The sequence below is a fragment of the Mammaliicoccus sp. P-M58 genome (assembly GCF_022386165.1).
GTDB classification, from domain to species: domain Bacteria; phylum Bacillota; class Bacilli; order Staphylococcales; family Staphylococcaceae; genus Mammaliicoccus; species Mammaliicoccus sciuri.
The window spans coordinates 68132-81147 of the sequence record NZ_JAJNJI010000011.1; the positions used below are offsets into that span (position 1 = coordinate 68132).

The 13016-nt window shown below is 32.3% G+C and carries 12 protein-coding genes; 8 read left to right on the forward strand and 4 right to left on the reverse strand.

Features of this window, described 5'->3' with window-relative positions; genetic code table 11:
• Positions 1–25: 25 nt before the first annotated feature.
• Genes pgaC through LQ694_RS12060 form a run of 4 tightly spaced genes read left to right on the forward strand, consistent with a single transcriptional unit; the run spans position 26 to position 3425 of the window.
• Positions 26–1258, forward strand: a complete 1233-nt coding sequence (gene pgaC, locus LQ694_RS12050) for a poly-beta-1,6-N-acetyl-D-glucosamine synthase (protein WP_239772074.1) — start codon at positions 26–28, stop codon at positions 1256–1258.
• Positions 1222–1539: an intracellular adhesion protein IcaD gene (gene icaD, locus LQ694_RS15650; protein ID WP_096791750.1), complete on the forward strand. Its 318-nt coding sequence runs from the start codon at positions 1222–1224 to the stop codon at positions 1537–1539. The genes pgaC and icaD overlap by 37 nt, the downstream gene beginning before the upstream one ends.
• Positions 1526–2392 (forward strand): intercellular adhesin biosynthesis polysaccharide N-deacetylase, encoded by an 867-nt coding sequence (gene icaB / locus LQ694_RS12055; protein WP_053084372.1) that lies wholly within the window; start codon positions 1526–1528, stop codon positions 2390–2392. Before icaD ends, icaB begins: the two co-directional genes overlap by 14 nt.
• Positions 2385–3425, forward strand: a complete 1041-nt coding sequence (locus LQ694_RS12060) for an acyltransferase family protein (RefSeq protein ID WP_159316078.1) — start codon at positions 2385–2387, stop codon at positions 3423–3425. The genes icaB and LQ694_RS12060 overlap by 8 nt, the downstream gene beginning before the upstream one ends.
• A gap of 58 nt (positions 3426–3483) precedes the next feature.
• Here the strand turns inward: LQ694_RS12060 and brnQ are convergent, their stop codons facing one another.
• The 3 genes from brnQ to LQ694_RS12075 all read right to left on the reverse strand — a co-directional run bounded on the left by brnQ (position 3484) and on the right by LQ694_RS12075 (position 7490).
• The gene (gene brnQ, locus LQ694_RS12065; RefSeq protein WP_025907512.1) at positions 3484–4842 is read right to left on the reverse strand and encodes a branched-chain amino acid transport system II carrier protein; all 1359 of its coding nucleotides are present in this window, start codon (positions 4840–4842) and stop codon (positions 3484–3486) included.
• A 213-nt stretch (positions 4843–5055) separates the two neighbouring features.
• Complete coding sequence (locus LQ694_RS12070; RefSeq protein WP_231492994.1) at positions 5056–6333, reverse strand: hydroxymethylglutaryl-CoA reductase, degradative; 1278 nt, start codon at positions 6331–6333, stop codon at positions 5056–5058.
• Positions 6333–7490 carry a thiolase family protein gene (locus LQ694_RS12075; RefSeq protein WP_218697088.1) on the reverse strand — a complete coding sequence of 386 codons (1158 nt, stop codon included), beginning with the start codon at positions 7488–7490 and terminating at the stop codon, positions 6333–6335. The genes LQ694_RS12070 and LQ694_RS12075 overlap by 1 nt, the downstream gene beginning before the upstream one ends.
• Before the next feature lie 102 nt (positions 7491–7592).
• On the opposite strand from LQ694_RS12075, the gene LQ694_RS12080 reads away from it, so the two are divergent.
• Positions 7593–8762, forward strand: coding sequence for a hydroxymethylglutaryl-CoA synthase (locus LQ694_RS12080; RefSeq protein WP_218697089.1), 1170 nt, complete (start codon positions 7593–7595; stop codon positions 8760–8762).
• Between the two features lie 389 nt (positions 8763–9151).
• Here LQ694_RS12080 and LQ694_RS12085 read toward each other — a convergent pair whose 3' ends face one another.
• Positions 9152–10549, reverse strand: coding sequence for an MFS transporter (locus LQ694_RS12085; protein ID WP_084756118.1), 1398 nt, complete (start codon positions 10547–10549; stop codon positions 9152–9154).
• 163 nt (positions 10550–10712) lie between these two features.
• Here LQ694_RS12085 and LQ694_RS12090 point away from each other — a divergent pair, with 163 nt between their 5' ends.
• From LQ694_RS12090 to LQ694_RS12100, 3 genes are all read left to right on the forward strand, one after another.
• Positions 10713–11456, forward strand: a complete 744-nt coding sequence (locus LQ694_RS12090; protein ID WP_025907524.1) for a glycerophosphoryl diester phosphodiesterase — start codon at positions 10713–10715, stop codon at positions 11454–11456.
• Between the two features lie 121 nt (positions 11457–11577).
• Positions 11578–12174 carry a DUF4004 family protein gene (locus LQ694_RS12095; RefSeq protein ID WP_218697090.1) on the forward strand — a complete coding sequence of 199 codons (597 nt, stop codon included), beginning with the start codon at positions 11578–11580 and terminating at the stop codon, positions 12172–12174.
• A 14-nt stretch (positions 12175–12188) separates the two neighbouring features.
• Positions 12189–12887: a hypothetical protein gene (locus tag LQ694_RS12100; protein WP_058611706.1), complete on the forward strand. Its 699-nt coding sequence runs from the start codon at positions 12189–12191 to the stop codon at positions 12885–12887.
• Positions 12888–13016 lie beyond the last annotated feature (129 nt).

A 13016-nucleotide genomic window follows, 5' to 3' on the forward strand; every position in this document is an offset into this window, starting at 1 on the left:
ACTACCGTTCGTTAGGAAGAAAATTATGGAAATTTTATTAATGTTTTTTATCGTTTATCCGATAGCTATGTCAATTTTTTGGATAATCGGAACTTTGATTTACTATGTTTTTATCGAAAGAAAGTTGAAAGCTAAGCATATAAACTATCAACCGAAAGAAGGGATTTCATTTATTATCGCTTGTTACAACGAAGCGAGTACCATTGCAGACACTATTAAGAATTTAAATGACCTTTCATATCCAATCAAAGAAATTATTGCTGTTAATGATGGGAGTTCGGATCAAACTAAGGCAGAATTATTAAGACTTAAACAAGAATACAGAATTAAGTTTATTAATTTAGAAGAAAATAGGGGTAAAGCAAATGCGTTAAATATTGCAGCTCAATATGCTCAATACCCATATTTGATGTGTGTAGATGCAGATACGATTATCGACGATGATGCACCGTACTTTATGGTGGAAAGTCTAATTGATGATCCAACAATCGGTGCAGTAACGGGAAACCCACGTATTAGAAATAAATCTACTTTACTAGGGAAAATCCAAACAATCGAATACGCTAGCATGATAGGGAGTATAAAGAGAGCACAAACGATTAATGGCTTTGTTAATACAATATCTGGTGTTTTTACGTTATTTAATAAAAAAGCATTAGACAAGAATCAATATTGGGATACGGACATGATTACTGAAGATATTGCAGTGTCATGGAAGTTCCATTTATCGGGATACAAAATAAAATATGAACCGAGAGCATTATGTTGGATGCTTGTTCCTGAAACATTTAAGGGGTTATGGAAACAAAGGGTAAGATGGTCCCAAGGTGGACATGAAGTGATTTTAAGAGATTTTAAGAACATGTTAAAAGTAAGAAATATTTCATTATGGTTGTTATTTATTGAACAAATCCTTTCTGTAATATGGGTATATGGCATAGTTGTTATCTTATGTTACACAATACTGCGATTGAACTTCTTGGATTACTACTTCTATAATTATCAATTAAATATCTTTTTAATATCAGCATTCTTACTGACGTTTATTAACATTATTCAATTTACTATTTCTTTATTGATTGACAGTAGATATGAAAGAAAAAACAATTTATTTCTCATATTTTTAAGTTGGTACCCAACTTTCTATTGGTTAATCAATGCGATTGTCGTCGTTGTTGCATTTCCGAAAGCACTTAAACGAAAAAAAGGAGCGTTTGCTACATGGACAAGTCCAGACAGAGGGAACATAAAAGAGTAGAATCAAATTTAAATATTTTCAGAGAGTCAATTGTGTTTGTTGCGTCATCTATATTATGGCTATATTGCATAACGGTGCTATTTGTAATGGTAGGATCGTTATTACCGATAGACAATCATTTTATACAAATTATAAGAGTGATATTGAATCTTGAGAAAGGTGATATTGTCTCGATTTTTAATTATTTTGTGATTGGGTCAATCATCATTTCTGTATATTTGATGATTACGTTTCGATTCAATGTTAGAAGAAAGAGAGCTGTACCACATGAGTATTATTAAGTTAAGTCTTAAGTGGTCGATGTTGATAGCTTTGATATTATTCATGTTCATTTCTAGTGATCAATCAGTACTTGCTAAGAAACAAAAAACACTTGGTGGCGAGAAAAATGGATGTCTTGCATTAAACTATCACCGAGTGAGAGAAGACACATGGATAGATAAATTGCTATCAGCATTCTCAAATAGTAAAGAATTGAAAATTTATAGTGTCACTGACACGCAATTCGAATCTCATATTAAATGGTTAAAAGGAAAAAATGCTCAATTTTTATCTTTAGATGAATTCATTCATTACAAAGAAAAAGGTAAGTTCCCAAAAAATTGTGTGTGGTTAAATTTTGATGATATGGATCAAAGTATTTATGAAAATGCCTTTCCAATTATGAAAAAATACGATGTCCAAGGAACTGGTTTTGTAATAACGGATCATGTAGGTGACCCTGATTTTCATAATATTCGTATGTCGCCTAAAAAAGAATTACTCAAAATGAAGAATAGCGGGTTATGGGATTTTGCATCGCATACACATGATATGCATACTATGAAAAAAGATAAATCAAAATTTGTATCATTTGCTGAAAAGGGAAATATTAAACAGGATATCGATAAAAGTACGGACTATATTAAAGATGAACTAGATGGAAATGAACAAGCGATCGCATATCCATACGGTCAAGCAAACGATAAATTAATTAAACAACTTGATAACGATACATCAATCAAGTATGGATTTACATTGGAAGAAAAAGCAGTTGTTCCAGATAGCGATAATTTTTACATTCCAAGAGTTATGGTAAGTGATGACGCTTTTAACAAGCTTGTTAAGAAATGGGAAGGATTTAATCATGAGTAAAGGAAGATATATTGAATTTATATATTTAAGAACATTTTTATGTTTATTAATTGTACTAACACATGTTTTTACCGAGTTTACAAACACAAATGAACCTGATGATCTGCAATTACAAGTCTTATATTGGATCAGAATGATCTTAATTATCGGGACACCTTCATTTATTATATTGTCTCAACTATTAACGACACTAAATTATAATGATAAATTAAAAACAGGCTATTTAAGAACACGTCTAAAATATATATTATTACCTTACTTAATTATGGGTGCTTTCTATAGTTATTCTGAATCACTTAAATTAAATGATTCATTCTTAACGCAATACACAGAAAATGTTATTCAAGGTAATTGGTATGGCTACTTTATTGTAATCATTATTCAGTTCTTCTTGTTAAATTGGATCATCTATCGAATAAATGCTAAAATACTTTTTTCAAAATGGAGTCTTATCATTTCGTTCATAATTAATACAATCTATTTGTATAGTTACCAAAATGTTGAACCTGTTAGAGAATTTATAAGTCAGTATTATCCATTTAGTCCTGAAACATTCATAATTGGTTGGCTATTTTATTACTTTTTAGGTTCTTATGTAGGTCATAATTATCAAGCTATTAAAGCTTTCGTAACGAAATACATCGCTTTAATCGTATTTTTAACAATTGCTGCTTACGTAGCCTTTGTATTTGTAGGAGAACATGATTATTGGATGGTTAGTAGTATGGATTATCGTATTTTATTATATATCACTTTTGCATTTTTAATTTTAATTAACTTTAGCACACAGTTTGATGAATTTATGTTTAGTTCTGTTGAATTGATTAGTAGATATTCATTTTTCGTTTATTTATTACATCCGATTATATTGGAATATATGTTCCAATATACAAGTATATTTGAAGAACAGACATTTATCTTTATTCCAATATCATTATTGTTTATTGTGGGATGTTGTCTAGGGATTGGTATTTTATTAAGAGAATTTCAAATTTTTAAATTCGTAATGGGCAGACAACCTTATAACAAATAAATATCTATATAAAAAAAGCAAGTTATCTCATAGTTGAGGTAACTTGCTTTTGTCTGAATTATGTTGTTTTGTATGATGATTTCTTAAATTGATATACGATGAAGCCGATGATAAATCCGACAACGGCTGGTAATACCCAACCCATTCCAATCGTGAAGAATGGTAAGAATTTTTCGCCAAAAGTGATAACTGCATGTGCAAAACCTGTATTTGCGATGAATTCAGGACTTGCTTTAATACCATCAACAAATGAAGCGATCATTGTAAAATATGTCGTAAATTGATAAATGATTTTTGAATGATTAAAGAATGAACTGAATAACGTTAGCAAAATAATTGTAATCGCTAAAGGATATAAAAACATTAATACTGGTGTAGAGTATTCAATAATTTTTGTTAAACCAACATTAGCAAAAATACATGAAATAATACTTACAACTGTTGCAAACATTAAATAGTTTTGCTTTGGAAATAGTTCTGTGAATGTTTCTGAAAAGGCTGTGATTAGGCCAATAGCAGTTTTTAAGCAAGCTACGATAATGATGAGTGATAGTAATATGATGCCGTAATCACCTAAATAATATCGTGCGATTTGAGCTAGAGCTATACCACCATTTTCACTCGCTTTGAAATGGCCTAAACTCATCGTACCCATAAATGCTAATAAACTATAAATAATACCCATTAAGATAATGCTAATCGTACCAGATTTGAATGTTTCTTTCGCAATATGATTTGGGTTTGTAATACCTAACTTTTTAATAGTTGATACGATAATAATACCGAATGCAAGTGCAGCTAAAGCATCTAGCGTATTATAACCATCAATGAAACCTTTTAATAACGCGCTGTTTTCATAATCAGGACTAATATTAGCATTTGATACTTGTCCAATTGGATTAATAAACGCTAATAAAATCAGTAAACCTAAAAGGACTAAAAATACAGGATTTAAAAATTTACCGATATATTCTAGAATTTTTGAAGGTTTTTTTGAGAAAAACCAAGCAACTAAGAAGAATAAAATACTAAATATTGATAAATATAATGTGACAGATGAATCTGAAATAAACGGTGTAAATGCAATTTCAAACGATGTCGTTGCAAGCCTAGGTAAAGCATAAAAGGGACCAATTACAAGATAAAGTAAAATCGTGAATATATAAGCATATTTGCGATTTACACGTGTCGTTACTTCAAAAATACCATTCGTCTTAGAAATACCAATTGCGATAATCCCTAAGAATGGTAAACCAATCGCAGTAATTAAGAAACCAATATTGGCCGTTAAAACATTCGATCCTGCCAATTGACCTAAATGAATAGGGAAGATTAAATTTCCCGCTCCAAAAAACAAGCCAAAAAGTAATGATCCGATATATATATTTTCTTTAAAAGTAAGTTTATTTTTCATGATGATAAATTTCTCCTATTTTTTTAATCAACTTCACTATCTTAATGTGTTTTGTAAGAAGATGTCAAATTGATATTGAGGATATACAAAGAAAGAGCCTAGAACAAGGATGAATACTGTTCTAGGCTCTTTTATGTTTACTTTTGTGGCGCTAACGATCAAGAAACAAAAACAAGATCGTTAGTGCACCGAATCCCGCTGAATCTCACCAAATTTCTAATTATTTCTCATCTCATAAAGTAATCCTTGTGCCGCTTCTAGGTTTGGTTTATCCATACTTTTAAGTGCTTCTGTTATAAGTTGGATTTCACTACCTTTTGCACCGATTTTAATTGCTAAGGATTTATAGTGAAGGTTCATATGACCTTGCTGTATACCTTCTGATACGAGTGCACGACATGCTGAAAAGTTCTGTACGAGTCCGACTGCAGCTACAATGTGTGCTAATTCTTGTGCTGTTTTAACACCTAGTAAGTCTAATGTAACTTTAGATATTGGTAAGAGGTCTATGCTACCGCCAATAATGCCAAGTGTTAATGGTAATTCTATTGTACCTACTAAAAATTCGTTATCTCTATCATATTTCCAAGTTGTTAAACTTCTATATTGTCCGTCTTTACTTGCATAAGCATGCGCACCTGCTTCAACGCTTCTCGTATCATTACCTGAAGCTAACACAACTGAGCTAATACCATTCATAACACCTTTGTTATGAGTGACTGCTCTGTATGGATCGATGTGCGCTAATACAGATGCTCTCTCCATACGGTGAGCGACTTCTGCACCGCTTACGTTACCTTTTTCCAAATCTGAAACGGCGATTTTACCTTCGATGCGAATCACTGATGTTGTTGAATAGTTTGAAAGGATACTCATTAATACGTTTGTATCACTTAATTGAGTTTCTAAATAGTGCGCAATACCTTCAAGAATAGTATTGATAATATTAGCACCCATTGCATCACGTGTATCGATATGAACTTTTAAAGAAAGCATGCCTTCTTCAGGGAATTCATCCGTTTCAATTTTATGATAACCGCCACCTCTTTTAAGGATAGAAGGGTAGACTTGATCCGCTACTTGGTGAATATCCGCTTCTAAATTTAATATATCTTTAGATAGTTGAGCAGTATCTGTAACATTATCAAATACGATTTGACCTAATTTAATATTGTCACTTTGAACGACTTTAAGACCACCAGATTTGTTGAAAAGTTTAGAACCGAAACTTGCTGCTGCAACAACTGATGGCTCTTCAACCATCATAGGTACAGCGTACGCTTTATCTTCTACTATAATTTCAGGTAAGACACCTACTGGTAGCGTACCTTGACCAATGACATTTTCGATTAAATTCTCTAAAAGTTCTTTATCTATTTCTGAATTGTTAAGTAATATTTGCTCAGATTCTTCTTTAATCCAACCATGATCTTTTAATTGTTTGATTTTTTCAGGTCGTGATAAATGTCTGAAGTCTTTCGTTAAAGGTTTCATTAAAGTCCTACTCCTTTTTCTATCATTAATGCTATACCTAAGCCACCACCGATACATGCAGTTGCAATACCCGTTTGCTTATCTTCTTGTTTTAAGGCATGTGCAAGTGTTGTAACTAATCTTGAGCCTGTTGATCCTAGTGGGTGACCTAAAGCAATCGCGCCACCATAAATGTTAAATTTCTCATCTGGAATGTTAAGGTTCTTTTTAACAGGAATGCTTTGTGCTGAGAATGCTTCTGTCATCTCAACTAAATCGATATCTTGAATTGTTTTTCCAGTCTTGTTTAATAGTGACTCTACAGCATAGAATGGTGCATAACCCATATATAATGGATCACAGCCGATTTCAGCGTGTTGTCCGACAGTTGCTAAGATTGTGTAGCCATGTTCTTTCGCGTATGATTCACTCATTAAAATTAAAGCAGAACCACCGTCGCTTAAAGCTGAAGCGTTACCCGCAGTAACTGTACCGTCTTCTTTGAAAATTGTCTTTAATGTTGCAAGGTCTTCCATTGTACTTTCTGGTCTAATTAATTCATCAGAAGTCATTGTTTCACCATTAACATCTTCTAATGAAACGATTTCTTCATTGAATTTACCAGCTTTTGTTGCTTTATCAGATTTTAAATGTGAATTTAATGCAAATGCATCTTGTTCTTCACGCGTAACTTCATATTTAGTTGCAATTGCTTCCGCAGTTAAGCCCATCGCCATATTATGAAAGACGTCAGTTAAACCATCATGCATGAAACTTTTAACAGGTGCGTCGCCTTTTTTAAGAATAAGGTCTGGTGTGTTCGTCATACTTTCAACGCCACCAACAGCAACAACATTTGCTTCTCCAAGTTGAATAAGTTGTTTCCCTAAAATGATAGATTTAAGTCCTGACCCACAAACTTCATTCACAGTCATTCCAGGTGTTTCGTATGGTAACCTAGCATTTACAGCAATTTGTCGAGCAGCATTTTGTCCCGTACCTGCTTGAACAACGTTACCGAAAATTACATTTTCTATATCTTTAGGATCTAGTTGGATTTTATTAATTGCAGATTTTAAAGCAGCAGTCCCTAATTCTACTGCAGAGTAGTTACTCAATTTTCCTCTGAATTTTCCTACAGGTGTTCTTTGAGCACTTACGATTACAACTTTATTCATATTTTATGTTCTCCTTAAAAATTTATTTATTAATAATTGTCAATATTTAATGTAGTTTGATATCATTCAATATATAAAATAACATATTGAGAGGAAATTATTATGGCAATAGGTATTGATAAATTAGATTTTTACATCCCAAGTTTTTATGTAAGTATGGAAGATTTGGCAAATGCTCGTGGAGTAGATCCAAATAAATTTAAAATTGGTATCGGTCAAAATAAAATGGCCGTTAATCCAGTGAGCCAAGATATTATATCAATGGGTATTAACGCAGCTCAAGATATATTATCTGAACAAGATAAAAAAGATATCGACATGGTGATCGTAGCGACTGAATCGGGAATCGACCACTCTAAAGCAGCATCAATAGAGATTCATAACCAATTAAATATTCAACCATTTGCACGTTGTATTGAAATGAAAGAAGCTTGTTACTCAGCTACAGCAGCTATCCAACTTGCTAAAGACTTCTTATCAAACAATCCGAGTAAAAAAGTACTTGTAATCGCATCTGATATCGCACGTTACGGATTAAATTCAGGTGGAGAACCTACACAAGGTGCAGGAGCAGTCGCTTTACTATTGAGTCATAATCCTAGAATTTTAGAATTAAATGACGATAGCGTTGCATATACAAATAATGTATATGATTTCTGGAGACCAACATCTGAAAAATATCCTGTCGTAGATGGTGCTTTATCTAAAGATGCATACATTGAATCATTCAACACAGTTTGGAATGAATACGCTAAACGTACAGGTCATGAAGTAAATGATTTTGAATCATTCTGTTTCCACGTTCCATTTACTAAAATGGGTGAAAAAGCCTTCAAGACTATTTTAAACGAAAACGTAGAAGATTCAATTAAAAACAGATTAATGGATGCATATCAAGATTCTGTACTATGGAATAGAGACGTAGGAAATATTTATACAGGTTCATTGTATTTAAGTTTAATTTCTTTATTACAAAACCATACATTCCAAGCAGGACAAGAAGTATGTCTATTTAGTTATGGTTCAGGTGCAGTAGCTGAAATATTTAGTGGTTCAATCGTAGAAGGTTATGATAAAGCGCTAGATAAAGAAAAACACTTAGACATGCTTGCATCAAGAGAACAATTATCTGTAGAAGAATACGAAACTTTCTTTAATAGATTTGATAACCAAGAATTTGACTTCGAACGCGAACTCAGACAAGATCCATATTCAAAAGTATACTTACACAGTATCGCAGATCACATTAGAACATATAAAACAGAAGAATAATAAATGAAGCCTAGGACATCTCAAGACGTCCTAGGCTTTTCAAATTTTTAGGTGTATTTTTTGAGTATGAGTTGTAATACTGAAAAGATGTGAGTTAAAGGTGTAATAAACTTACGAGATCGTAAAAGATGTGAGTTAAAGATGCAGTAAACTCACGAGATTGCAAAACATGTGAGTTAAAGGTGTAATAAACTCACGAGATTGTAAAAGATGTGAGTTAAAGGTGTAATAAACTTACGAGATCGTAAAAGATGTGAGTTAAAGATGCAGTAAACTCACGAGATCGCAAAACATGTGAGTTAAAGGTGTAATAAACTCACGAGATAGCGAAAATTGAACTTCATAAGTAACAAAGCCTAGGAGGTTGTCCTAGGCTTTTGCTTTTTGTATTAAACTTTTTCAATATATTGATCTTCGTGTTCGACATCTTTACCTACTGGTTCCCATTTAATATAAGTAGTAATGATTAGCCCAACTATAGGCACTAATGCTAATAGCAGCATTGTCTTATTTAATCCTAAGTTAGCTAATATAATTGGAAAAATAAATGTACCAAACATACTACCGAATCTACTCACGGATTCAACAAAGCCTGTTCCTTTACCTCGTAGAATTGTAGGGTATGATAGGGCGGCAATTGCTTTACCTTGAGTTCCTGGTCCACCTGAATGTCCAAATAGGAAGAATGCCACCATTAACGCAATCAACCAAGTATAGGTATGTCCATAAAATAAACCTATAATAATCATGGCTGTCCCTACAATGCTAAACCCAGCAATTGTTAATTTACGTGCGCCGTATTTTGTTGTGAGTAATGCACCAGTTAAACCACCAATGATACCCGCGATATTAATGAGTGCAGTACCTGATAAGGATTCGATTTTGTTTTCTCCGATTATATAAATTGCGATTAAAGGAATATATAGACCGATTGCATAGTACTGCATACCTTGTAATGTTGCAATGGAAGTCGCTAATATTGTTCTTTTACGATAGCGTTTATTAAACAATGTACGTAAAGGATTTTTAACTTCTGTTTTACTAAATGATTCATCTTCACCTTTATTAGGTTCGATATTCACATTGATGTTGTAGTTCTTTTCGAGTTCTTTACTCGCTTCTGTTAAGGTTTTATTTTTCATTGACCATGATGGGCTTTCGCTTAAATAAAATAATCTTAAAACGAGTATAATCGTTGCGAACACTGCGCCGAGTGCTACGGAATAACGCCATAACCAAGCACCTGTACCAAGAGAATATAACAAAATAACGATAAGAGCCGAAGATACAACGGCGATATACCAAACGACTTGCCAATAGTTGACGTTACGGCCTTTATCTTTTTTATTACTGATTTCTGCTATAAAAGTAAAAGCAACTGGGCTATCCATACCAATTGCAAATCCCATCAATAATCTGAAACATAATAAAATAGCTGGTGCAGGTGATAACGCGGCACCAATCGCCCCGATAATTAAAGAAATCAATGAGACAGATAGAATTAATTTACGACCTAATTTATCGGCGTAAAATCCACCAATTGCAGCACCAAATAATGCACCGAATGGCATTGCTGTCATAATGAATGATAAGTAAGTCGGAGAAAGTTTGAATTCTTGAGTTAGTTGATCAGTTGCTGTACCTAAAATTGTTAAATCATAAGCATCTAAAAATATTGTGCCTAATACGATAATTAATAATAGTGACGTACGCTTTGTCGTCTTACGTTCGTTCACATAATCGATAATATCTTGTTTAGTATGTATTGTAATTGTTTCACTAGCCATAACCATACCCTCCTTAAAAAATCTACACACATTTTATTGGCAATAAACAGACCAATAATGTGATAATACAGGTATGCTGATTCTACGGATGTTTGTTGTAAATATATACCCTAAGAATCAAAAAATTAACAATTTAAAAATAAAAAGCGCAAGGAGAGGTAATATGCTAACAATATATGGACATAGAGGATTACCAAGTAAAGCTCCAGAAAATACAATAGCATCTTTTAAAGCAGCTTCAGAAATAGAAGGTGTAAAATGGCTAGAGTTAGATGTTGCCATTACAAAAGATAAACAATTAATCATCATTCATGATGACTATTTAGACCGTACAACAAGTATGTCCGGGGAAATAACAGCATTAAACTATGAAGAATTAAAAGAAGCATCAGCAGGATCATGGTATGGTGCGAAATTTAAAGATGAACGCTTACCAACATTCGATGATGTGATAGAAATAGCAAATGAATATAACATGAACCTAAATGTAGAGTTGAAAGGCGTCACTGGCGCGAATGGACTCGTTCTATCTAAAAGTATGGTAAAGCAAGTTAAAGAAAAATTAGCAAACTTAAATCAAAATCAAGAAGTACTCATATCAAGCTTTAACGTCGTACTCGTTAAACTAGCAGAAGAAATCATGCCAGAATATAAAAGAGCTGTCATCTTCCATACGACATCATTCAAAGAAGACTGGAGAACATTGTTAGATTATTGCAATGCGAAGATAGTGAATACAGAAGATGCCAAACTCACAAAAGCAAAAGTAAGAATGGTCAAAGAAGCGGGTTATGAATTAAACGTTTGGACTGTAAACAAACCAGCACGTGCAAACCAATTAGCTAACTGGGGCGTTGATGGCATATTCACAGATAGCGCTGATAAAATGGTGCATTTGTCTGAATAAGAGACAAGGCTATCCTTTATAAATTATAGGGTAGTTTTTTTATGTAAAATTTTAAATCGTAGCTTTATTACATTTGATAACGTAACAGTGTTATGTTACATTATATGAAAAGGAGGATATCATGGACATACAATTAATTAGTAAAAAAGAATTATTAGTAGAATGTGGTATTACTTACGGACAGTTATATAGGTGGAAGAGAAAGAAACTTATACCTGATGAGTGGTTTATTAGGAAGTCGACTTATACAGGACAAGAGTCGTTTTTCCCGAGAGAAAAAATATTGAAAAGAATTAGTGATATTCAAAAATATAAAAATACCTATTCATTAGACGAACTCTCAGAAATATTAAATAAAGATAATACACCAAAAGATGAAAAGAAAATCAATAATGAAAGTCTTATACAAAAATGGTCTGATTATTTTAAGCAAGAAATTGGGGAAGAATTACTTAATTCATATCCTGAAGATGAAGCGGTATATGCAGGTGTCATATTAAATGATGTGATGAATCAGAATATATTATCTTTAAGTGAACTGAAAGAATTAAGAGAGTTCTTAATCAATAGAGGGACGTTAAAATTTAATGCAGAGCTATATATTAATCGTAAATTAGGGTTAGCATTTTATTTCATAGTAGAGAAAAATTCACAAATTATATTAGAAGACAATGTAAAGACAATTTACAGCACACATATAGAGACATTATTTAAATAAGAGGAGGAGAATAAATGGTACAATCAATCGAAATAACTGGGAAAAACACAATCGAAGGTGGCACTTATAACGAGATTAATATTAAAGGTATGATTAAGATTCTTAAAGACGTTAAAGCCAATGTTGTAAATATATCAGGTAAAGGGTTCGCTCACGGTGAATTTAATGCGAAAGAAATGATTTTAAGTGGCAAATTTATTGCAGATAAACTAGTAGAAATAGATGATATTTCATGTTCAGGAAAGATAGAAGTAGAAGAAGACTTAAGATTCCAAAATTTCGATATATCCGGTTTCGTAACCATTTTAGGTAATTTGGTTGGAGGAGACCTTAATATAACTGGTAAATTATCAGTGGATAAAGAATGTGAAGTAGAAAATTTCTATACATCAGGAGTCGTTAAAATTTTAGGTTTATTAAATGCTGATGATATAGAAATCAAAGTCTACGATCACTCCTATATAAAAGAAATAGGTGGTAACACAATAAGCATAGGTAATCCTAAATCACCATTAAACCTATTTAGATCAGGTAAATTTTTAGAAAGTAATTTAATTGAAGGAGATAAAATCGATATTAACTACGTTAAAGCAAAAGTAGTGAGAGGAGGAGACATTGTCATTAAAGATAATGTTGAAGTAGATAAAGTAGAATATAGTGGAGAATTAACAGTTTCACCAAAAGCAAAAATAGGAGAGACTATAAAAATATAAACTACTAAACACTAGGTTGTTCAAATAGAATAACCTAGTGTTTTTTTATGTAATATGTAAAAAATCATACTGATAATTTATTCCAAATGATAAAATAATTTCAAGAGCAGTAAATGAAAAACAATAATC

Excerpts from the sequence above, each read along its gene's own strand:
- pgaC (WP_239772074.1), top strand. The coding sequence starts at position 26 with ATGGAAATTTTATTAATGTTTTTTATCGTTTATCCGATAGCTATGTCA.
- icaD (WP_096791750.1), top strand. The coding sequence starts at position 1,222 with ATGGACAAGTCCAGACAGAGGGAACATAAAAGAGTAGAATCAAATTTA.
- icaB (WP_053084372.1), top strand. The coding sequence starts at position 1,526 with ATGAGTATTATTAAGTTAAGTCTTAAGTGGTCGATGTTGATAGCTTTG.
- LQ694_RS12060 (WP_159316078.1), top strand. The coding sequence starts at position 2,385 with ATGAGTAAAGGAAGATATATTGAATTTATATATTTAAGAACATTTTTA.
- LQ694_RS12070 (WP_231492994.1), bottom strand. The coding sequence starts at position 6,333 with ATGAAACCTTTAACGAAAGACTTCAGACATTTATCACGACCTGAAAAA.
- LQ694_RS12075 (WP_218697088.1), bottom strand. The coding sequence starts at position 7,490 with ATGAATAAAGTTGTAATCGTAAGTGCTCAAAGAACACCTGTAGGAAAA.
- LQ694_RS12080 (WP_218697089.1), top strand. The coding sequence starts at position 7,593 with ATGGCAATAGGTATTGATAAATTAGATTTTTACATCCCAAGTTTTTAT.
- LQ694_RS12085 (WP_084756118.1), bottom strand. The coding sequence starts at position 10,549 with ATGGCTAGTGAAACAATTACAATACATACTAAACAAGATATTATCGAT.
- LQ694_RS12090 (WP_025907524.1), top strand. The coding sequence starts at position 10,713 with ATGCTAACAATATATGGACATAGAGGATTACCAAGTAAAGCTCCAGAA.
- LQ694_RS12095 (WP_218697090.1), top strand. The coding sequence starts at position 11,578 with ATGGACATACAATTAATTAGTAAAAAAGAATTATTAGTAGAATGTGGT.
- LQ694_RS12100 (WP_058611706.1), top strand. The coding sequence starts at position 12,189 with ATGGTACAATCAATCGAAATAACTGGGAAAAACACAATCGAAGGTGGC.